The following is a 22,644-nucleotide window of genomic DNA, read 5'->3' as shown; positions in this document are numbered from 1 at the left end:
TTCTTAATAATGGAGGTGAAGTTCTTGAAAGAAGTTTTTAATATAGAAGGTATGTCTTGTGCATCATGTGCTCAGACTATTGAAAAGGCAGTAGCTAAACTTGAAGGAATTGAAAATGTTAATGTGAATTTAGCAACAGAAAAGATGACTGTCGAATATAATCCAGAAAAAACAAATATATTAGAAATTGAAAGTGAAGTTGATAAAGCTGGATATAAGGCTATAAGTAAAATTAAAACTCATACATTTGATATTGATGGAATGTCTTGTGCATCATGTGCCCAGACTATTGAAAAAGCAGTTGGTAAGATTGAAGGTGTTTCAGATGTTAATGTGAATCTTGCTACTGAAAAAATGCAGGTTTCATATAATCCATATCAAACTTCTATATCAAATATTATTCAGACCGTAAAAAATTCAGGGTATGATGCTATCGATGCAGATGCAAGAGATAGTAACATTGATAGTATTTATTCGCAAGAAAAAACTAAACCTGAAGCTGAAAATAAAATTGATAAGAAGCAAGCTCATATTGATGATATGTGGCATAGATTTATTTGGTCAGCAATCTTTACTGTTCCTTTATTATATATTTCAATGGGACATATGATTGGATTACCTTTACCAAAATTTTTAGATCCAATGATGAATCCAATTAATTTTGCACTTGCCCAATTAATTTTAACAATACCTGTTCTCATAATTGGTCGTTCATTCTTTAAAGTTGGTTTTAAGTCTTTATTCAGAGGTCATCCAAATATGGATTCACTCGTTTCTTTAGGAACCAGTGCAGCATTTCTTTATAGTCTTTACGGAACATTTGAAGTAATCAAAGGAAATCATGAATTTACGATGAACCTTTATTATGAATCTGCTGCCGTAATTTTGACCTTAATAACACTTGGAAAGTATTTTGAAGCTGTATCTAAAGGAAAGACATCCGACGCTATTAAAAAACTTATGGGATTAGCTCCTAAAACTGCTAAGATTGTCAAAAACGGGCAAGAAATTGAAATCCCAATTGAGCAGGTCCAGGTTGGTGATATCATAATCGTTAGACCAGGTGAAAAAATCCCTGTTGATGGTCAAATAATATCAGGTCAATCTTATGTTGATGAGTCAATGATAACTGGAGAAAGTATTCCTGTTGAGAAAAAACTTAATGATAATGTAATTGGGGCAAGTATCAATAAAAATGGTAGCTTCCAGTTCAAAGCAACAAAAATCGGTAAAGATACAACTCTTGCTCAAATTATTAAGTTAGTGGAAGACGCACAGGGTTCAAAAGCGCCGATTGCGAGGCTTGCTGATAAGGTTTCAGCTGTATTTGTCCCCATAGTAATCGTTCTTGCTATTATCTCAGGTCTAGCTTGGTATTTCTTAGGTCATGAGTCTTGGATTTTCGCCTTAACAATTACAATTTCAGTTCTTGTAATTGCTTGTCCTTGTGCTCTAGGACTTGCAACTCCGACAGCAATAATGGTTGGAACTGGTAAAGGTGCTGAGAATGGTGTAATCATCAAGAGCGGTAATGCACTTGAAAAAACTCAAAAAGTGACAGCAATAATTTTTGATAAGACAGGAACTATTACCGAAGGTAAGCCAAAAGTGACTGATATAATCCCACTTTCAGATTATTCGAATTCAGAAGTATTAAGACTTGCTGCTTTAGCCGAAAAAAACTCAGAGCATCCTCTTGGACAGGCGATTGTTGAAGAAGCTACTGGGCAAAATATTAACTTAAATGAAGTTGAAAACTTTGAGTCAATAACTGGTCAAGGACTAAAAGTAACAGTAGATGGGAATGTTCTTTTAATCGGAAATAAAAAGTTAATGGAATCAAACAATATCAATGTGTCTGGTCAGTCAGAAAGTGTTTCTTCAGAGCTTGCAAATCAAGCAAAAACTCCAATGTTCGTGGCATATGATGGTATAATGATTGGTGTAGTAGCTGTTGCAGATGCTATAAAGGAAAGTAGTAAAAATGCTATCAAACAACTGCATGAAATGGGAATTTATGTGGCTATGGTAACTGGTGACAATGAAAAAACTGCTGTATCAATTGCCAATCAGGTTGGAATTGACCGAGTAGTTAGTGATGTTATGCCAGAAGATAAGGTGGCAGAAGTTAAGAAACTTCAGTTTGAGGGTTATACCGTAGGTATGGTTGGTGATGGGATAAATGATGCACCAGCACTTGCTCAAGCTGATATTGGTATGGCGATTGGCGCAGGAACGGATATTGCTATCGAATCCGCAGATATTATTCTTATGAAGAGTGATCTTATGGACGTTCCAACTGCAATTGAGCTAAGTAAAGCAACTATAAAAAATATTAAGGAAAACCTATTCTGGGCATTTGCCTATAATATTTTAGGTATCCCAGTAGCAATGGGAGTGCTTCATATATTTGGAGGACCACTTCTTAACCCAATGATTGCAGGAGCAGCAATGAGCTTTAGCTCAGTATCTGTACTATTAAATGCGCTAAGATTAAAAAGATTTAAGCCATCTTCAGTCAAAGACTAGCATTTAATAATCGACATCGTAATGACACAAAAGATAATTAAAAATAAAAATGAAATTGGAGAAAGAAAATGATTAATACATATAATGTTGAAGGAATGAAGTGCGACTTATTCTAATTGCTTTAGCAATTTAAGTATAATCGACATCGACTTATCTCCAAATTATAAAAAATGAAAGAAGGAAATTAAAATGGAAAAAACTTACAAAGTAGAAGGAATGAAGTGCGACTAAAACTGTCAAACTTCGTTTGACATAGTTTTATCGATATCGTAATGACACACAAAAGATAATTAAAAATAAAAATGAAATTGGAGAAAGAAAATGATTAATACATATAAAGTTGAAGGAATGAAGTGCGACTAAAACTGTCAAACTTCGTTTGACATAGTTTTATCGATATCGTAATGACACACAAAAGATAATTAAAAATAAAAATGAAATTGGAGAAAGAAAATGATTAATACATATAAAGTTGAAGGAATGAAGTGCCAAGGATGTGCTGATAACATTGAGAAAGCATTCAAAACAATTTCAGCTGTTGAAAAAATTGAATTTAACCTTGATGATAAGACAGTCACAGTTACTGGTGATGTAACTATTGAAAATTTACAAGATTCATTGAGTGACACAAAATATAAGTTGAGTGTGTAATACCATGATTGAGCAAATTTCAACAACTGATTTAGAAAATTTAATTAATAAAGATAAAGATGACTCTTTAATCATAGTTGATGTAAGGGAACCATATGAGTATGAAGAAGGGCATATTGCTGATTCGGTGAATATTCCCCTAAATCAATTGCCATTAGCGCTTGAATCATTTGAGGAAGACCAAAATTATTATATAATTTGCCATCTTGGGCAAAGATCTATGCATGCTTGTAATTATCTAGCAGCCAATGATATTAAAACTACTAATGTCATAGGTGGTATGGAAGCATGGACAGGTGATATTGAGATAGGAAATGAATACTAATTATTGTAAGTCGAGAAATTGATATAGAGCTTGTATTTTATAATCCTACTGAAAATAATAATTGTAAAAAAATGAATGTCGATAATATGTTTGAGTTATTAAATTTGAAGCTGCCTTAACTATTGATAGCCCTAAAACTATGGCATATTCAAATGAACAAATTAAAAATCACATCAAATGTAAGGGTGTTCTTTAATGTTCTAATTTCATAAAATATGATTTTTTTGAAAAAAAGTTATTGACAAAAAGGTAATTGGTCTATACAATTAATTATGTTAACAAATTATCTCATGTGACTAGGTTGGACTAGGCATGGAAGAAGGTTGATGCTGAGCAAGCATACTACTTTTTTCTATGCCTTTTTGTTTTTTTACCTTTAAAAAGAAGAACAAACATTATATAATCATTTTATTGGCCTTAAGATGATTAGCCGAATCACGAGGTATCCTGAACTGCAGAAAAGGAAATGTTATGAAAATCAAAAAAATCTTGAATCAAAATGCTGTTTTGGTTGATGACCAGGGGGAAGAAAAAGTTGCTATAGGCAAGGGGATTGGCTATGACAAAAAAAGGAATGACTTATTATTCTCAAGGGAAATCGAGAGGTTATTTATTCTTGAACCTGAAGGTCAATTGAAACTTCAAAATTTACTTAATCAAATTGATGAAAAATATCTATTTTTAGCTGAAAAGATTATAGATCGTGCTGAAACTGTTTTAATGGAAAAGTTAAATGAGCACCTCCTTATCGCCTTAACCGACCATATAGCATTCGCAAGTGAAAATATTTCAAATGGAATTTTAGTGAGAAATAAGCTTTTAAAAGAAATCGAAGTACTTTACAGTGAAGAATTTGCTGTTGCACAGTGGGCAATCGATTATCTAACAAAAGAGCTTGACATTCCATTCTCCTACGACGAGGCTGGATATATCGCAATTCATATCCATAGTGCAAGAAGTGGACAAAGTAATAATCATCGAAGCATTAGAGAAGTAACAATTATTTCAGATATTATTTCAGTTATTGAAGATAATATTTCTGTTAATTTAAGAAGTGAAGATATGGCTCTTCATTATTCAAGACTGGCAAACCATTTAAGACTTTTGCTTCAAAGGTATCACAATCAAAATTATGCAGCACTTGATGATGAGATTGTAGAGATCGTTAAGAGAAAATACTCTGAAAGCTATGAAATAGCAAAAATGGTACGAGTTCTCTTAATGAAACAATATCAACTATCAATTACAAGTGAAGAGTTAGGCTACTTAGCAATTCACATAGAAAGACTACGAGTAGCAACAAATAAGAAGTGATTGAATGACTGATAATATTTTGAACAGTATTGAGTCGTACAGTATATTTACTCCAATCATAAGATTGGAGCTGTACTACGAATACTGAGAAAAATATAGGAGTGAGAACACGACAAAAAGAAGTGACGAGCCGACTGTTTAAAATTCGAGCTTAAGAAATATTGTAGTTCATTTATTTTTAACGAAGTTAAAAGCCACAATGAGACTTAAGTTGAGAATTTTAGGAGGTAAGTCATGACAAATAAGAAGTGACGAGCCGACTATTTAGAAGGTTAGTTTAAAAAATAATTAGGAATAATTTAGGAGAATTTTTAATAATGAAAGAATATATGCAACGTATGGGCCGTTCGCTCATGCTACCAGTTGCTACTTTACCAGTAGCTGGATTACTAATGGGTATTGGTTACATGATTGACCCTAATGGTTGGGGTGGTGATAATTTAATCGCTGCTTACTTACTTAAAGCTGGTGGAACAATTCTAGATAACTTAGGTATCTTATTCGCAGTGGGTCTTGCGATCGGTATGCCTAAGAAAAAAGATGGTGCTTCTGCATTAGCAGGTCTAGTAGCATTTTTAACACCACTATCTTTAATAAGTTCTGGATCAGTAGCAATGTTTACAAAAGTTGCGCCAGAAAAAGTTGATGTGGCTTTTAGCTATATTAACAACAAAAATGTATTTATTGGTATTTTAGCTGGATTAGTAGCTGCTGCATTATATGATAAATTTTGTGAAGTTAAGCTCCCAATGGCACTATCATTCTTCAGTGGTAAACGTCTAGTACCAATTGTAACTGTAATTACAATGTCAATAATCTCTTTAGGATTATTATTCGTATGGCCAACTATCTATAATGCTCTTACTGCATTTGGTAAATCAGTACTATCATTAGGAGCTGTTGGTGCTGGTATCTTTGGTTTCGCAAACCGTATGTTAATTCCAACAGGACTTCACCACGCGCTTAACAATGTATTCTGGTTTGACCTTGCAGGTATCAATGATATTGGTAACTTCTGGTCAAGCACTGGTACAAAAGGACAAACTGGTATGTACATGGCTGGTTTCTTCCCAATCATGATGTTTGGACTTCCAGCTGGAGCATACGCAATTTATAAAAATTCTCGTCCTGAGAAAAAAGCTGCTACTGGATCACTTATGATGGCAGCAGCAGTTGCATCATTCTTTACAGGTGTTACTGAGCCTCTTGAGTTTTCATTTATGTTCGTTGCATGGCCATTATATGTTGTTCATGCTGTATTAACAGGTATTTCAATGTTTATTTCTGCATTCTTCCATTGGACAGCAGGATTCAACTTCTCAGCTGGACTTGTTGACTTTGTTCTTAGTCTACGTGTTCCAATTGCAAACCAACCATTCATGTTAATCCTTCAAGGATTAGTATTCGCAGTAATTTACTATGTTGTATTTACATTTATGATTAAGAAATTTAATCTTTTAACTCCAGGTCGTGAAGAAGGAATTGGAGAAGAAACTCCAGATGTTGATGATCCAGCAGAAGATAAATTTGTTGCTATGGCAAGAAAAATTTATGCAGCTCTTGGTGGAAAAGAAAATGTTGATACAATTGATAATTGTACAACTCGTCTACGTTTACAAGTTAAAGATACAAATAAAGTTGATCAAGCAAAAATTAAAGCAACAGGAGTACCTGGTCTTAAAGTAATCGATGGTACAAATATTCAAGTAATCGTTGGTACTGAAGTACAATTCGTTGCTGATGCTATGAACCGTATTCATGCAGGAGCACCTGCAGTTGTTGTTGCACCTGTTGAAAAAATTGAAGAAGTTGTAGTTACTGGACCAGTTGAAAGAGATATCTATGCAGTAGCAGATGGAAAATTAGTTCCAATCACTGAAGTATCTGATGATGTATTCTCACAAAAAATGATGGGTGATGGATATGCAGTTTTACCTACAAAGGGAGAAATTTTCACACCAATCTCAGGAACAATTACTAATATCTTCCCAACTAAACATGCTATGGGTATTCTAACTGATACTGGAATCGAAGTTTTACTTCATATGGGACTTGATACTGTTAGCCTTAAAGGTGAACCATTTGAATTATTTGTTGAAGAAGGGCAAAAAGTTTCTCGTGGACAATTAATTGCTAAGGTTGATTTAGAAGCAATTAAAAAAGCAGGTCGTAAGACTGACATGATTGTTGTCTTCACAAATGCTGACAAAGTTGAGAAATTAACAGTTAAAACAGGTAACGTACAAGCAAATGATATTGCTGGTAATGTTTTAAATAAATAATAATAGGAAAGTGAGCTTCGGTTCACTTTTTTTGTACGTTTAAATTCTAATAAATATTCTGTTATACAGGGAATTTCCTTGTTGCTTTATAGACATTAGCTATAAAATATAAAAGATTATTATTATGAAAAACTGCTTATGTAGCATAGTATAGCAAGTCTTATTTTGATATAATTTAGTATAAGAATTTTAAGAGGAATATTAATGGATAAAAGAAAATATTTCTTTTTTATTTTCAGGCTGGCAGAAGTGTCTCTTGAGAATGGAGCAGAAATTAAAAGAGTAGAAAGTACTGTAAATTATCTTTCGAAAAAATATGAATTGGAAGGTTTCGACGCCTTTATTATGATTAATGGATTGATGATGTCACTTCAAAATGGTGATGAAAGTCTTCAAGCAAAAGTAAAGGAAATACCTATTTCACCGATAAATCTCGGTAGGATTGAAGCGATTAATGTTCTATCACGTGATATTGTAGAAGATAAAATAGATTTTGAAGGTGCAAAGAAAAGACTTGATGAAATCAAGGATAGTAATTATGCATCCAATAGATCGAAATTAGCAGCATATGCCTTAGGTAGTTCAACTTTCGGTTATTTATTTGCATCAAGTTTATGGGATGCTGCAGGAGCCTTTTTTTTAGGAGCAATATTAGGTTTTTACATATTGTATATTCTTCCTAAAACCAATTTAACAGACTTTCTAACAAATCTTTCTGGTAGTATTTTGGTAAGTGTTCTAGCTTGCATAATGGTTTATATCTCACCAACGTTTAATCTATCAAGTTTGATAGCCGGTGGTATCATATCTCTATTACCAGGAGTTGCCATGGTTAATTCTATACGCTACCTCTTTGATGAAGACTATTTATCAGGAGCTGGTATGCTTATGGATGCTGTAATGACGTCAGCTGCAATTTCAGTTGGTGTCGGTATTGTTCTAAGAGTTGCAGAATGGATATAGGTGGATAAAGTGAATTTATTATTACAATTTATAGCAGCCTTTTTTGGAACAATATCCTTTGCAGTCATTTTTGAAGTTCCTAAAAAATATTATATATATAGTGGAGCAATTGGGGCAGCGGGATGGATGATCTATTTGTTCGTTCTCAATACCTTTAATACACCAATTATCGCAATATTTGTTTCGTCACTAATTCTCCTTTATCTTTCAAGAGAAATATCATACAAACTTAAAGCACCTGTTACAATATTTCTTCTATGTGGAATCTTTTGCTTGGCACCTGGTCTTGGACTCTACAAATTTACATATGCCTTCTTTACCAATAATGAAGGAGGTGTAAGCGCATCCAGCCTAGCAGTAACAGTACTTAAATCTGCCATAGCAATATCATTTGGAATCGCTATTGGATATGAATTACCACCACAATTTTTCTATTTTTACCGAAAAATGAACAAAAAAAATAAGCGTTTATCATAAATAGATAAAGCTTATAAAGAAAAGATAATGGTTGGCATATTAATTTAAAAATTTAATTAATTAATCTTTTCTTTTAATTATTTTCTTCAGTAAACCATGCTTCTGGCTGAATATGATTTAGCAGTTCTTGATATTTTTTGAAGGTATCTTCACTACCAGTTGTTAAGATATGAAATGATAAATCATATATTTTCATCAAATGTTTTGAATCTTTGAAACCATTTCTCAAATAGAAATTGTAGCGTCTAAGTCGTTGTTCTTCATTATCTGAATCAGCAAGACCAAGTTCTTCACTTTCAAGTATAATACCATTAGGAAATCTTTCCTTGAGCATGCTTAGGATTTTAGTACCATACCCGCCATTACGGAATTTATTATCAATTGCAAAGAAGAAGACGTAAGCCTCTGTATCAGAGAGTTCACCATGGAAGAGGATTCCAACATTCTCTTCATCTTTCTTTATAATTGATAGATGAATATGGTCATTGTCATTGGTCATCTTGACTAATTGTTCAAATGGAAGTCTTTCTTCAGGTGGAAAAGCTTCAATATATGTTTTTTCCCAGTAATCTTTCGTTGAATTATCAATTGAAACGATTTTCATTTTATAAAACCTCACTTTTTATATCTAAGATTGTCTTAGATAGTATATCAGAAATTAAAATAGCTTTCTAGGAAGCTGTTTAATCTAAATTATTTGAAGATTTTTGAAATTATTAAATTCGATTAGTTAAAGAATTTCTTACAAAATAAAAATACAAAACCAAGGATAAAATATAATATGCTTAAGTTAAATAAAAAAGAAATATTAAGGTATTTGGGTTATAAAAGAAGTCATGAATTATCTGATGATATTGATGAATTAATAGAGCAAGAGATTATCGAGGTTCAAGAAGCATCAAATCCGAGATATATGTATCAAATCTTCTTTTGTCACCCTGACGAAGAAAATAAAACGATTATTGTTGATGGAACAAATCTTGTACTAACTGGTAATTCTATTTATAAACATTTACGAAATGCTAAAAAGGTTGCTTTGCTTGCGAATACTCTTGGGATTGAAATTGAGCAGGTCATTCGTCGTTATGAGATTATTGATTTAACCCGTTCTTTGGTTTTAGACGCTTCATGTACGGAATTTATTGAAAAGCTTTGTGACCTTGCGGAGTGTGATATTGAAGCCAGCGTGCGTGATGAGGGTTTGACTTTGAATAGAAGGTTTAGTCCTGGATATGGTGATTTGCCACTTGCAATTCAACCAACGTTTTTGAAGACTATAAAGGCTGACACTAAGCTTGGAATTAGCCTGACTGATACAATGCTTATGATTCCAAGAAAGTCTGTTACAGCTATTATAGGGCTTTTTGAGGATAAGGAGTTGGCTTTGCCTAAAAGAAAGCAAAATAAGTGTTTATCATGTGAGATGGAAGACTGTAATTTTCGTATAGGAGGGTAGAAGATGGGTTTAAGAGAAGATTTAAAGGACAACTTTTTATTATTTGATGGTGCCATGGGGACTATGCTCCAAAAAGAGGGACTACCAGTAGGTGGGCAACCTGAATTTTTTAATTTAGAGCATCCAGAAGTTATTAAAAGCATCCACAAAAGATATATAGATGCAGGTGCTGATATTATTACAACAAATAGCTTTCAAGCAAATAGACATAAAATAGAACAAGAACATTTGCCTAAAATAATTGAAGCCTCTGTTCATTTAGCGCGTGATGCTGGAGCAAAGTACGTTGCCTATGATATCGGACCAATTGGACAGTTAATGTCTCCATATGGGACCCTAAGCTTTGATAATGCCTATGATATGTTTAAAGAGCAAGCAGTTTTTGCTGAGAATTCTGGCGCAGATTTGATAATATTAGAGACAATGTCTGATTTGTTAGAAACGAAAGCAGCAATTCTTGCAATAAAAGAAAATACTAATCTTCCCATCTTTGTTACTATGACCTTCCAAGAAGATGGTCGAACTTTTGTCGGTACAGACCCTGTAACGGCTACCTTAACCCTTCAGGCGCTTGGAGTAACAGCTCTTGGACTCAATTGTTCTTTAGGACCAAAGGAACTTCTTCCAATTGTTGAACAAATTATAGAATATGCAAAAGTACCCGTAATTGTCCAAGCTAATGCTGGACTTCCTCAAATGGAAGATGGTCAAACTGTTTATCGAATTGATGTATCAGAATATGTTGAGTATGTTGGCAAAATGGCAGATTTAGGAGTTCGTGTTTTTGGTGGGTGTTGTGGAACTACACCTAATTTTATTAAAGGAATTAAAGAACTTCTTAAAGATAAAACACCTGTAAATACTAGTCCAAAAACGGTTACTGCAGTAACATCCGCTGCTGAAACGGTAATCTTAGATAAGAAATTGACTATTATTGGAGAGAGACTGAATCCTACTGGGAAGAAACGTTTACAGGAGGCTATAAGACAGGAAGATTTTTCATATATTCTTAAGGAAGCAATTGATCAAGTAGATGCTGGTGCTGATATTCTTGATGTTAATGTAGGGCTACCAGAAATTGATGAAGCTCAAATGTTGATAAAAGCTGTCCGAGAACTTCAAGGTATTGTCACAACTCCTTTGCAAATTGATAGTTCTTCAATAAAGGCAATAGAAGCAGGAGTTAGGCAATATAATGGGCGACCTCTTATTAATTCAGTAAATGGTAAAGAATCAGTAATGGAAGAAATTTTTCCAATTGCTAAAAAATATGGAGCTTTAGTATTGGGCTTGGCACTAGATGAAAATGGAATTCCAGATACTGCAGAGAAAAGAGTTGCTATTGCTAAAAAAATTATTAAGAAGGCATCTGAATATGGTATAGAAAAAGAAGATATATTAATTGATCCACTTGTTCTTACTGCATCTGCCCAGCAGGAGCAAGTACAAGTAACAATTGATACTTTGAAATTTCTTAAGGATGAATTAGAAGTCCATTCGGTTGCAGGAATTTCAAATGTATCCTTTGGTTTACCAAATCGTGGATTATTAAATAGTACATTTCTAGCTGCTGCTGTTGGCGCAGGCCTCTCGGCCCCAATTATGAATCCAATGTCAGATATTATGATGTCGACAGTTTCAAGTTTAAGAGTTATAAATAATCAGGATAAAGATTCAACATTTTATATTGAAAATAATCAAAATGTTTCTATTGTTAGCCAAAAATCAAGTAAAGATTTAAACGGATTGAAGAAGGAAATTTCATCTTCGGAGGATAGACTTAAGCAAATGATTTTACAAGGCAGAAAAGATGAAACACCTACAAAAACAAAAGAGCTATTAAAAAGTCTTACACCACTTGAGATTGTTAATCAAGAATTTGTACCTGCTCTAGATGAGGTAGGAGCTAAATTTGAAAAAGGGACTTTATTTTTACCACAGTTAATGCAATCAGCTGATGCAGTCAAACAAGCTCAGGAAGTACTCAAAGACTTTATGGCTCGTAATGAACAAACTGATGAAAAACAAGGGAAAGTCTTACTTGCAACTGTTGAAGGTGATATTCATGATATTGGTAAAAACATTGTAAAAATGATTTTAGAAAATTATGGGTTTGATGTTGTTGATTTAGGAAAAGATGTACCCATTAGCAAAGTTGTTTCTACAATAAAAGAACAAGATATCAAACTAGCTGGTTTAAGCGCATTGATGACTACAACAATGCAAAATATGAAGGAAACAATTACACAAGTAAAACTTGCCGGTTTAGACTGTAAATTTATGGTTGGAGGAGCAGTTTTAAATGAAGAATATCGTGAATTTGTTGGAGCCGATTACTATGCTAAAGATGCAATGGAATCCGTTAAGATAGCACAAGAATTTTTCAAAGATAAGTAATAAAATTATGTAAAGTGAAATATATTTGTATATAAATTATGTAAAAAATAAGTATCTTATTCGCTTGAATTATGTAAAAATAAAAAATGGTCAGTTTATAACCAACCATTTTTTATTTATCTATTTTTTCTAGTGCTTTTTCTGGAACTTCATCCTTACTTATTTCTTCGTATGTTTCAACATGAGCACCTTTTGTTGTTAATTTTAAATATCTATCAACTTTTAATTCATTGATACCATTGAAAGTTATTTTTCTAGTTTTTCCATCTTCATATGCTGCTGTTTGAGTGTATGAAGCAGTACCATATCCATTCACTGAATCAGGTTTTTGTGTTTTTACATATACACTAGATTCCTTAACTAACGGATTTAATTGATCGGCAATTGCACGAAATTCCCCTGAGGAGTCTCCTAAAAGATATATTCCTCCAAATGCAAGTAGCGCCAAAGCAAAAAGTGGTATAAAAATTTTTTTGAACATTATTATTTGAACCTTTCTTAAATTAATATATATTTATTTTAACTTGAGAAATCCTTTATATAATCAGCCTCTAGCATGAGTTTATCCTTACAGAATTGTAAGATGAAGAGAACAAACTGTATGATTATTTGACAAAAAATGTGAATAAAGTAAGATAAAGTTAAAAGTAGGAGAGGATAATGACATGAATTCAAACTTAATTACTAATTTTAGAGATATCGGTGGATATAGGGCAAATGACGGAGAAATCGAAAAAGGTTTTTTCTTTAGAAGTGGTCAGTTAAATAATCTTGATGATGAACAAGTTAGCTTTCTTAAAGATGAATGCAAGTTAAAAACTATTTATGACTTTAGGAGTCAATCTGAAGTTGATAAGGATGAAGACACTCCAATTTCAGGAGTAGAGTATCAACACTTGGACATATTGGCTTCATTGCAAGATGGTGGAGCTGCATCTCTTGAAGGAATGTTTTCTGATCTTAATAACATAGATTCAGCAATGTACAAGACTTATGAGGAAATGGTTATAAGTGAATCAGCACAAAATGGATACCATAAATTCATGCAAGATTTAATTGAAGTTAAGAAACCAGTAATTTTCCATTGTTTTGCTGGAAAAGATAGAACTGGTTGGGCTGCATATTTAATTCTTAAAGTCGCGGGTGTGTCTGATGAAGATATTTTTAAAGATTATTTGAAAACAAATGAGTTAAGAAAAGCGGCCAACGAGCAAATTATTAGCCAAGCTAAAGACAAATTAAATGATCAACAGCTTGCTGGCTTGGAATCAGCACTGACTGTTAAGGCTGAATATTTGAATTATGCAATTAAGACTATGAATGACAAATTTGGGTCTTTTGAAAATTATCTGGTTGAAGGACTTAACTTAGCAGAAGACTATAAGGATAAATTCATAGAATTGTATATTGAAAAGTAAAAGGGAAAATAAAAGATAAAGAATCTATCATTAGGTGGATTTTTTTTGTATATATACAAAAGAGCTGTTGGGATAATGATATAATATGTTTAGATAATTCGAATCATTTGAAAGGGATTTATATGAAATTTTTACATACAGCTGACTGGCATATTGGAAGAACAATTAATGGTTTTTCCTTACTTGAAGAACAAAAGTATGCTTTTGAGCAAATTAAAGAAATAGCAAAAAATGAGAATGTTGATGCTTTAATTATTGCAGGTGATTTATATGATCGTTCAATTCCGTCAGTTGAAGCAGTCACTACTTTTAATGAGATGCTTACAGACTTAGTTATAAATGAAAAAATTCCAGTTTATGCTATTTCAGGAAATCATGATGGAGCAAAGCGCTTGAATTTTGGTCGAGATTTTTTTGCTGACTCTAATTTTTATCTTTCAACAAACATAGAAGAAGCTATGAAGCCTATTGAAACTGAAGATACACAGTATTTCCTTTTACCCTTCATTGACCCATCTGATGCTCGTGTTTATTACAAGAACGTTGTCGGTGAGGATGATGAACTTGTAAAATCATATACTAAAATATCAGATGCAGTAATGAGAATAGTATCTGATATCAGAGATAACTTTGTTGAAGGAAAGAAACATGTTTTAGTGACTCACTTTGCTGTTAGTAAAAAAGGAGAAGAATCAGACGATGAGTTAAAACAATTAATGCTTTCGGAGACATCTTCAACAGTTGGAGGTCTTGCAACTTTGACTCATGATATTTTCAAAGACTTCGATTATGTTGCACTAGGGCATATTCACACTCATGAGGCTAGTCCATCTGAAAGTGTAGTTTATAGTGGAAGTCCTGTTATTTTCAACAGTAAGGAAGCCAAACTCTCAACACAAAAAGGAATTTATATTGTAGATGATACTGATGGAAAAATTAATAAGAAGTTCATTAATTTGAAAGTTGAAAAGCCTTTTTATGTTCTTAATGAAGATTTTGAGACTTTAACTTCAAAAGATTTTTATAAGAAATATTCTGGACAAAATGCATGGTACAGTATTCAATTGAAGGATTATGATAGAAAAGCCATGGAAGGTATAAATATCAGAGCAAGACTGGAAGATATTTATGGAACAGATATCGTAGAATTAAGTTTTGAAGAAAGATATCAAGATATTAAGAATCAAAGTCAAAATAAGCCTACCAGTGTAGGACAAACTGCACCAGAAGTTACTATCAATAATTTTTATGAGGAAATGACTGGACAGAAACCATCTGACTTTCAGGAGAAGGTGATTGAAGATATCCTCATTGATATTAGAAAGGAGCGTTAAATAGTGAAGCCAGTACAATTAGAATTAACCAATTTTGGCCCTTACCGTAAGGAAGTAATAAACTTTGAAGACCTAGACCAAGCTCCCGTATTTCTTATCAGTGGAGATACTGGTGCAGGAAAGAGTACTATTTTTGATGCTATGACTATGGCGCTTTTTAATGTAACAACAGGGGAACGTAAACCTGAAGAAACAAGGTCAACATTTGCAACACTCGAAGATGAATTGACAAAAATTGTCTTTTATTTCAGGCATGGAAGTCAACTTTATAGGATAGAGCGAGTACCCGTTCAAGAGCGTAAGGCTGCGCGTGGTAAAAAGTCAACTTTACAAAAAGCCGAAGCTCATTTTGCTATTGTTGATGAAATCGGTGGGGTTGAACTCGAGGTTTTAGCTTCTAAGCCAGTTGATGTTGCAACTGAAGTAAATTCACTTTTACAGTTGAATGCTGAACAATTTAAACAGATAATTCTTTTACCTCAAAATGAATTTAGGAAATTTTTGATTTCTAACACAGCTGATAAATTACCGATTTTGAAAAATATTTTTGGAACTCGTCTGTTTGAAGATTTTGCAAACAGAGTTGAAGATAAATATAGACAATCAAGAGTAGAAAATGAAAAATTTTCCAATCAACTATCTGGTCATTATGATAGCCAAATATGGTCAGAAGAAGAAAGACTAGAGTTTCGACAGACAGATGAGAGCTATAAAATAGAGCTTGCAGAAAAATTTGTATCAAACTATAAAGAGAAAGCTGATAGTAGTGATAAGTTAAGGGGACAAGCCAAGGATGATTTGAAATCAACACAAATAGAGTTAGATAAAGCTAAACAATTATCTGAGAACTTTCAAGAGTTGAATACTGTAAATATAAATTTTGAAAATGAAATTACTAATCAAAAAGATAAATATAAATACTATATAGATAAAAAGAATCAGCAGGACTTTGTAGCTGACATTAGAGAGACAATTAGGGATTTAGACCATAGTCAAAATGAAATTGATAAATATGGAAAATTACTTGAATCTAATAAAGACAAGTTGGGCGAAACAGAGAAAAATGCTCATCTTTTAGAGGATGAACTTAAAGAACATTTATCACATGAATCAGAGATTAAGCTTTTTGAAGAAAATCTTGATAAATGGAAAGAACTTAGAAACACTGCAAACCAAGTTATAGCTTATGAGAGTGAGATTACATCTTATTCAAATGAATTAAAAGATTATGAAGTTCAAAAGAATTCTAAATCAGAGCTGTTAGAAGCAAAGAAAAAAGATAAGAATGAACTTGAAACAGAAGCCATTTCACAAGAAGAAGTTACAAAAAATGTGGCTGCTTATGATAAGGCTAAATTTATAATTGATAAAAATATAGCTCCGCTTTTAAAAGAAGTTTCTACCTTAGAAAAAAGAATTATATCTTTAAATGATGAACAAGCTGAATCTAAAAAGAAACTTGAATCAGATAGGCAAAGATATAAGGATTATTTAAGTGAGCTTGAAAGTGTTAAAGAAAATCGTCGTGAGTTGATGGTGGCGCAACTTAGGGAAGAGTTAGTTGACGGACAAGAATGTCTTGTCTGTGGCTCGCTTGAACATCCTTTTGCTCATAAGCATGATGACGTTCAGGCAAATGAATTAGAACTTAAAAATTCAATGGAAAAAGTTGAAGCCTTGCAACAGCAAGTTGGAAGTTTGGAACAAGATTTGAAAAATCAGGAAGAATCTCTATATCAAAATGATACAAGAAAAAATGAAATTCAATTTGAAATTGATAATAAAAAAACTGATATTAATAATAATTATGATGAAATAAAAAATCTTTTTGATGAGTTTCCAAGTATCTATGATGAAAGTCTGGTTAATCAAGCTTTAATAGAATTTAAAAATTCAGTAGATGAGTTAAAATCGTTTTTTGAAAAACAAATTCTAGCTTTGACTGAGTTAACTAATGAAATAACGAACGCAGAGCATGTTCTTTTAAATTTGCAAAATGAGATAGATACAAAAGTGGCATTGAAAGATTCAGCAGTAGGAAAGCTATCTATCATCAATGCCAAATATCCAGAATTAAAGGATATATCTTACTATACGGATAAAATTGAGATCACAAGCAAGAAAATTAGGGATTATTCAAGTAAGAAGGAAGAGTTGCAAGGGAGATTTGCTAATTTACAGAGTGAGGTTAGATCTTTAAAAGTTATTGTTGAATCTAATGAATTGCATCTAAAGGAAAATCAAGATATAAATGATTTGGCTTATGCAAAGGTTAAGGAAAAATTATATGCTCCTAGTGCTCTAACAAGTGATGAAAATATTTTGAGAGAATGGATTTCTGAGACAGAGGTTTATGGACAATCTATTGCCTTTATAAACACCTATAAGGAGCGTGAACGTACCTTAACTGAGAGAAGAGAAAAGCTTTTAGAATTTCTGTCTGATAAGGAAATTCCTGATTTAGATTACTTTGTTGAAAAATACGAGCAGAGTCAAGCTAAGTACGATAATGCTAGTCAAGAATTCACTAAGGCTGAAACTAAGTACAATCAATCTAAGGCAACACTTGAAGAAATTAAGAAAATTACTGAAAAGCAAGGTGTACATCTAAAAACTTTCCAAGAGTTGAGTGACTTAAATAGTGTAGTCAAAGGTAAGACTGGTGATAAACTCAAGCTTGAGACATATGTAGTTCAGGAATATTTAAATCAGGTTTTAGACCAAGCCAACAAGCGTTATATTGGAAAGCTGACTAATGGTCGCTATCAGTTTGTACTTAGCAATGCTCAACGTGACGGTAAGCGCTCAGATTCAGGACTTGATATCGATGTTTTTGATTTTACAACTGGGACTACTCGTTCAACTAAAACTTTATCTGGTGGGGAAACCTTTATTGCGGCTCTTTCAATTGCATTGTCGCTATCAGAAATAGTTCAAAACACAACCAATGGGATTGTTATTGATGCCTTGTTTGTTGACGAAGGATTTGGTTCGCTTGATAAGGAGACGCTCGAAAAGGCTATGACGGCTCTCGAACAAATTGGTGAAAATCGTATGGTTGGAGTAATCAGTCACGTTGAAGATATGAAAGAACGGATAGCACAACAACTTATCATTTCAAAAAGTGGAGATGGCAGTAGTACAATTTCGATGATTGATAGGAATTAGTTATTAAAATTTGGAGATAGTATGAATGAATTGATTAAATCTGAGATATTCGAAAGACTGATAAAAGATATTCAAGAATTAAGAGAAGTACTTTCTAACTTATATTTTGAAGTTGATAACTTGCAATTTATTGAGTGTAGAAATATTGAAACTGCTTATTTATTGGAGTTTGGGAATCTTCTTTACAAAGTACAATCTAAAGATATTGAAAGTAGAAGGTTAAAAAGAAAATTAGATTTAGTTCAGAAGTATGTTAATCGTCAAGAAAAAATAAATTTAGCAAAGATTGAAGATATTTTAGATAAAGAATATGAAAGATATAAAAAAAGTCTTGAAAAACAATTAAAAAAATTGAGTGAAGCAATCGAGTACAGTTCACTTGAACGATTATCGGATGATGAAGTTAAATATATGAAATCCTTGTATAGAAAAATTGTAAAAAATTGCATCCAGATTTGAATCCCGATATTACTGCAAGTCAGCTCAATCTATATGAAGCAGCCGTAAGTGCTTATCGGGACGGTGATTTAAAACGATTAGAAATTATTTTTCAGACAACAGATTTATTTAATAACATAAATTATTCTAAATCAAGCTTGGAAGAGTTAGAGGACGAAAGATTTGCCTTAAATATGATGATTGCTGATGAAAAAGATAAGATTTCACATATAAAATCTATGTACCCTTATAATCTTAATGATCTAATGCTAGATGAAGATAAGATGGATGCTTATCATGAGAAATTAAATGATTTATTGGCATATTATCAAGGACTTTGTAATTATTATAAGAAAAAAAGTTGAAGAACTATTAAGGTCAGAAAATGATGAATGAATTAAGTAAAATAAATAATGGTGAATTGGTTTCTTTGGTTCATCCTGATTTCGAAATTGATTTACCACAACCGTATGAAAGGGATATTTTTCTTTTTGAGTCTCACATTGCAGGAACTAGTTACATTGAAGAAATACTAGACTTGAATGACAAGATTAATTTTGAAACAGAATTAAATTTTTTTAGAGAAATTGACAACCCATATGATAACAAGGCGATTATGATTAAGTTAAAAACAGGAGAAAAAATTGGTTATGTTCCTAAGGCTGATAATGTAGTTTTCTCTCGTTTGATGGATGCAGGAAAAAAATTATTTGGGAAAGTTGAAGATAAGGAACTAGTAGGAAATTGGCTTAAAATTTATATTAAAATCTACTTAAAAGAATAGAACTAGGAGCGATTATGACAAAATTTGTTCTTGCACCAGATTCTTTCAAAGAGTCAATGACAGCACGCGTTGCTTGTCAAAGTATGGCTGAAGGAATCCGAAAAATTTATCCTGGAGCTGAAATTATTCAAATTCCGATGGCAGATGGTGGGGAAGGAACTCTTGATTGCCTCATGAATTCCCAGGATGACCAGAAAATTCACGAGCAAGTTATGGGTCCATTGCCAAACACTTTAGTAAGTAGTCACTATGGACTAATTGAACAAGGTAAAACGGCAATAATTGAGATGGCACTGGTAAATGGTCTTGAGTTACTTCCTATCGAAAAAAGGAATCCACTTGTAACAAGTACATATGGAACTGGTCAGTTGATTAAGTATGCACTTGATAAGGGAGTAGAAAAAATCATTATTTGTATAGGAGGAAGTGCTACAAACGATGGTGGTGCAGGTATGGCACAAGCTCTTGGATACAGATTATTAGATAAACATGGAAATGAAATTCCTTTTGGTGGTGGGAATCTTAATCTACTAAAAAGTATTGATTGTGAGAATTCACATCCAAGATTAAGAGAAGTTGAAATTGTTGTTGCATCTGATGTGACAAATCCACTAACTGGTTTAAATGGTGCGAGTAATGTTTTTGGTCGACAAAAAGGTGCGACTGAAGAAATGGTGGTTGAACTAGATTCTAATCTTCATCATTTTGCAAAAGTCATTGCGCGTGATTTAAAGATTAATATTGAATATATGCAAGGTTCAGGAGCAGCAGGTGGACTTGGCGCAGGTTTATTAGCATTTACAAATGCAAAAATTATTTCTGGCTTTCAGATAGTTAGTGAACAAAATGAACTTGAAGAACATATTTCACAAGCAGACTATATTTTTACAGGTGAAGGAGGTATTGATTCTCAAACAGCATTTGGCAAAGTTCCTTCAGGTGTGGCAAAGATTGCAAAAAAATATAATAAACCGGTCATTGCTTTTGCAGGTTATGTTGGAGAAGATTTAGAAGTTCTTTATCAAGAAGGAATAACTGCAATCTTTGGAATTTTGACCAAAGCTGAATCACTTGAAAATGCTCTTTTAAAGGGAAAAGAAAATTTGAGAATAGCCAGTGGGAACGTAAGTAGATTAATAAAGATAAATGAAAAATACTGAGCATAAACAAAATTACTAGGTTAATTCTTAGTAATTTTTTAAATTACATATTGTAATTCGCATTAATCCGTACTATAATGATTTTAGCTTTGAAAGCGTTTTTTTATAAAATTAATATGGGAGATTTTATGATCACAGTAAGTCATTTAGAGAAGGATTTTAAGAAAGTAAAAAAGGGAGGTGGTCTTTCAGGTTCATTTAAAGCATTATTCAAACCTGAATATGAAACTTTTGAAGCTGTTAAGGATCTATCTTTTGAGATTCCTGAAGGGGAGATTTTTGGTTTTATTGGAGCAAATGGAGCTGGTAAGTCAACTACTATAAAAATGTTGACCGGAATACTAACACCGACATCGGGCTTTATTGAAATTAATGGTAAAAATCCACAAAAAGATAGGCAGTCCTATGTAAAGGATATTGGTGTTGTATTTGGTCAAAGAACTCAACTATGGTGGGACTTACCTCTTGAGGATACCTATAAAGTTTTGAAGGAAATTTATGAGGTTCCCCAAGAAGATTTTGTTAAGAGAATGAATTTTTTGAATGATGTTCTGGACTTAAATGAATTTATTAAGGATCCTGTGCGTACACTGTCCCTTGGTCAAAGGATGAGAGCAGATATTGCAGCCAGTCTTCTACATAATCCTAAAGTTTTATTTCTTGATGAACCAACTATTGGTTTGGACGTGGATGTAAAAGATAGGATTCGTAATGCTATCAAAAAAATTAATCAAGAAGAGAAGACAACCATAATTTTAACTACCCACGATTTAAATGATATCGAGCAATTATGTAGCAGAATATTTATGATTGATAAAGGGAAAGAAATTTTTGATGGAAGTGCTGAAGAGTTAAAAGAAAAATTTGGGAATATCCATGAAATTACCTTCAAGCTTAATCAATTAGAAGATTTAGAAAAGCTTCACTATGAGGAAGATTTTTTTGATGTTTTGCTTGAACAAGAGGATAAAAATATAAAAGTTCGCTTCGATGCTTCAAAGAATTCAGCTTCTGAAATTTTGCAATATACATTAAATAATGTTTCAGTATCAGATGTATCAATCAAAGAGGCAGATATTGAAGATATAATCCGTCGTTTTTATAGGAAGGAGCTGAAAGATGCCTAATATTCTAGAAAATTTTTCTAAATATTGTCTTTTTATAAATGCTGGTATCCAAAGAAGTGTTGCTTACCGGATGAATTTTCTTATCTATAGGATGGCTGATATCTGTGGGGCCTTAGTATCTTATTACTTGTGGCAAGCGATATATCGTTCTTCTACTGAAACAAAATTAGGTAATTTCACTGTTCAAGAGATGAGTCTCTATGTCTTCTTAAGTGCATTTGCAAGTGTATTTATCAGCACATATGTTAGCGGTAATATTGGTGAAGAAATAAAAGAAGGGTCAATTGCTGTTAGACTCCTCAAGCCTATTTCATTTATTGGTACTTACTTATTTGATGAAATAGGTTCTAAACTTATTCAAGTTTCAGTTTCAGCCCTTCCAATTCTAGGAGGACTTTGTATTTTTCAAATTATAAATCCAAATACTTTACCTTTTAATATCATGAATTTAATTCTCTTTCTAGTGAGTTTGGTTTTATCATACTTGTTGAATTTTTTCTTCAATGTATGTTTTGGATACACAGCTTTTGTACTTCAAAGTTTATGGGGTGCAAATTTGTTAAAGTCTTCAATAATTAGTTTCATGTCAGGGGTCTTAATACCTTTATCATTTTTTCCAACAGCTATTAAAAATTTATTTACAATACTTCCTTTTTCATCATTAATCTATACTCCAGTAATGATTTATCTTGGTAAATATAATACAGAACAATTAATTAAAGCACTTTTGATTCAGATAGTTTGGATTATTTTCTTTTATATTTTGTCTAAAATCATATGGAAATTTGTTATCAACCGTTTGGTTGTACAAGGGGGATAGG

The 22,644-nt window shown here is 32.6% G+C and carries 20 protein-coding genes; 18 read left to right on the top strand and 2 right to left on the bottom strand.

The window, feature by feature from the left end:
• Positions 1–9 precede the first annotated feature (9 nt).
• The 7 genes from BG261_RS07935 (at position 10) to BG261_RS07905 (ending at position 8,541) form a co-directional block, all read left to right on the top strand.
• On the top strand, positions 10–2,529 hold the full coding sequence (locus BG261_RS07935) for a heavy metal translocating P-type ATPase (protein WP_070792831.1): 2,520 nt from the start codon (positions 10–12) through the stop codon (positions 2,527–2,529).
• Between the two features lie 453 nt (positions 2,530–2,982).
• On the top strand, positions 2,983–3,180 hold the full coding sequence (locus BG261_RS07930) for a heavy-metal-associated domain-containing protein (protein WP_070792815.1): 198 nt from the start codon (positions 2,983–2,985) through the stop codon (positions 3,178–3,180).
• A gap of 4 nt (positions 3,181–3,184) precedes the next feature.
• A complete protein-coding gene (locus BG261_RS07925) occupies positions 3,185–3,505 on the top strand; it encodes a rhodanese-like domain-containing protein (protein WP_070792814.1) in 321 nt (106 codons plus the stop codon).
• A gap of 471 nt (positions 3,506–3,976) precedes the next feature.
• Positions 3,977–4,819, top strand: a complete 843-nt coding sequence (locus BG261_RS07920) for a PRD domain-containing protein (RefSeq protein ID WP_070788570.1) — start codon at positions 3,977–3,979, stop codon at positions 4,817–4,819.
• Positions 4,820–5,136: 317 nt separating this feature from the next.
• A complete protein-coding gene (gene nagE, locus BG261_RS07915) occupies positions 5,137–7,101 on the top strand; it encodes an N-acetylglucosamine-specific PTS transporter subunit IIBC (protein WP_070792813.1) in 1,965 nt (654 codons plus the stop codon).
• 204 nt (positions 7,102–7,305) lie between these two features.
• Positions 7,306–8,064: a threonine/serine exporter family protein gene (locus tag BG261_RS07910; RefSeq protein ID WP_070792812.1), complete on the top strand. Its 759-nt coding sequence runs from the start codon at positions 7,306–7,308 to the stop codon at positions 8,062–8,064.
• A 9-nt stretch (positions 8,065–8,073) separates the two neighbouring features.
• Positions 8,074–8,541 carry a threonine/serine exporter family protein gene (locus BG261_RS07905; protein WP_070792811.1) on the top strand — a complete coding sequence of 156 codons (468 nt, stop codon included), beginning with the start codon at positions 8,074–8,076 and terminating at the stop codon, positions 8,539–8,541.
• A gap of 73 nt (positions 8,542–8,614) precedes the next feature.
• On the opposite strand, the gene BG261_RS07900 is transcribed toward BG261_RS07905, so the two are convergent.
• On the bottom strand, positions 8,615–9,145 hold the full coding sequence (locus BG261_RS07900; RefSeq protein ID WP_070792810.1) for a GNAT family N-acetyltransferase: 531 nt from the start codon (positions 9,143–9,145) through the stop codon (positions 8,615–8,617).
• A gap of 177 nt (positions 9,146–9,322) precedes the next feature.
• Here BG261_RS07900 and BG261_RS07895 point away from each other — a divergent pair, with 177 nt between their 5' ends.
• The gene (locus BG261_RS07895; protein WP_070792809.1) at positions 9,323–9,997 is read left to right on the top strand and encodes a vitamin B12 dependent-methionine synthase activation domain-containing protein; all 675 of its coding nucleotides are present in this window, start codon (positions 9,323–9,325) and stop codon (positions 9,995–9,997) included.
• Positions 9,998–10,000: 3 nt separating this feature from the next.
• Positions 10,001–12,394: a homocysteine S-methyltransferase family protein gene (locus BG261_RS07890; protein WP_070792808.1), complete on the top strand. Its 2,394-nt coding sequence runs from the start codon at positions 10,001–10,003 to the stop codon at positions 12,392–12,394.
• A gap of 112 nt (positions 12,395–12,506) precedes the next feature.
• On the opposite strand, the gene BG261_RS07885 is transcribed toward BG261_RS07890, so the two are convergent.
• Positions 12,507–12,875, bottom strand: a complete 369-nt coding sequence (locus BG261_RS07885) for a YxeA family protein (RefSeq protein ID WP_070792807.1) — start codon at positions 12,873–12,875, stop codon at positions 12,507–12,509.
• A gap of 184 nt (positions 12,876–13,059) precedes the next feature.
• Here BG261_RS07885 and BG261_RS07880 point away from each other — a divergent pair, with 184 nt between their 5' ends.
• From BG261_RS07880 to BG261_RS07840, 9 genes are all read left to right on the top strand, one after another.
• Positions 13,060–13,812, top strand: a complete 753-nt coding sequence (locus BG261_RS07880) for a tyrosine-protein phosphatase (RefSeq protein ID WP_070792806.1) — start codon at positions 13,060–13,062, stop codon at positions 13,810–13,812.
• Between the two features lie 122 nt (positions 13,813–13,934).
• On the top strand, positions 13,935–15,146 hold the full coding sequence (locus BG261_RS07875; RefSeq protein WP_070792805.1) for a metallophosphoesterase family protein: 1,212 nt from the start codon (positions 13,935–13,937) through the stop codon (positions 15,144–15,146).
• Positions 15,147–15,149: 3 nt separating this feature from the next.
• Positions 15,150–18,314: an AAA family ATPase gene (locus tag BG261_RS07870; RefSeq protein ID WP_070792804.1), complete on the top strand. Its 3,165-nt coding sequence runs from the start codon at positions 15,150–15,152 to the stop codon at positions 18,312–18,314.
• Between the two features lie 21 nt (positions 18,315–18,335).
• A complete protein-coding gene (locus BG261_RS07865) occupies positions 18,336–18,773 on the top strand; it encodes a hypothetical protein (protein WP_070792803.1) in 438 nt (145 codons plus the stop codon).
• A complete protein-coding gene (locus BG261_RS07860) occupies positions 18,758–19,117 on the top strand; it encodes a hypothetical protein (RefSeq protein ID WP_070792802.1) in 360 nt (119 codons plus the stop codon). Before BG261_RS07865 ends, BG261_RS07860 begins: the two co-directional genes overlap by 16 nt.
• Positions 19,118–19,137: 20 nt before the next feature.
• Entirely contained in the window at positions 19,138–19,536 is a 399-nt protein-coding gene (locus BG261_RS07855; RefSeq protein ID WP_233278915.1) for an HIRAN domain-containing protein, read from the top strand.
• 11 nt (positions 19,537–19,547) lie between these two features.
• Positions 19,548–20,696, top strand: a complete 1,149-nt coding sequence (locus BG261_RS07850; RefSeq protein ID WP_099098649.1) for a glycerate kinase — start codon at positions 19,548–19,550, stop codon at positions 20,694–20,696.
• 128 nt (positions 20,697–20,824) lie between these two features.
• Positions 20,825–21,823 (top strand): ABC transporter ATP-binding protein, encoded by a 999-nt coding sequence (locus BG261_RS07845; protein WP_070792800.1) that lies wholly within the window; start codon positions 20,825–20,827, stop codon positions 21,821–21,823.
• The gene (locus BG261_RS07840; protein ID WP_233278914.1) at positions 21,816–22,643 is read left to right on the top strand and encodes an ABC transporter permease; all 828 of its coding nucleotides are present in this window, start codon (positions 21,816–21,818) and stop codon (positions 22,641–22,643) included. The genes BG261_RS07845 and BG261_RS07840 overlap by 8 nt, the downstream gene beginning before the upstream one ends.
• Position 22,644 lies beyond the last annotated feature (1 nt).

The sequence above is a fragment of the Floricoccus tropicus genome (genome assembly GCF_001832905.1).
Lineage (GTDB): Bacteria > Bacillota > Bacilli > Lactobacillales > Streptococcaceae > Floricoccus > Floricoccus tropicus.
This window is presented reverse-complemented; position numbering and strand designations above follow the sequence as displayed.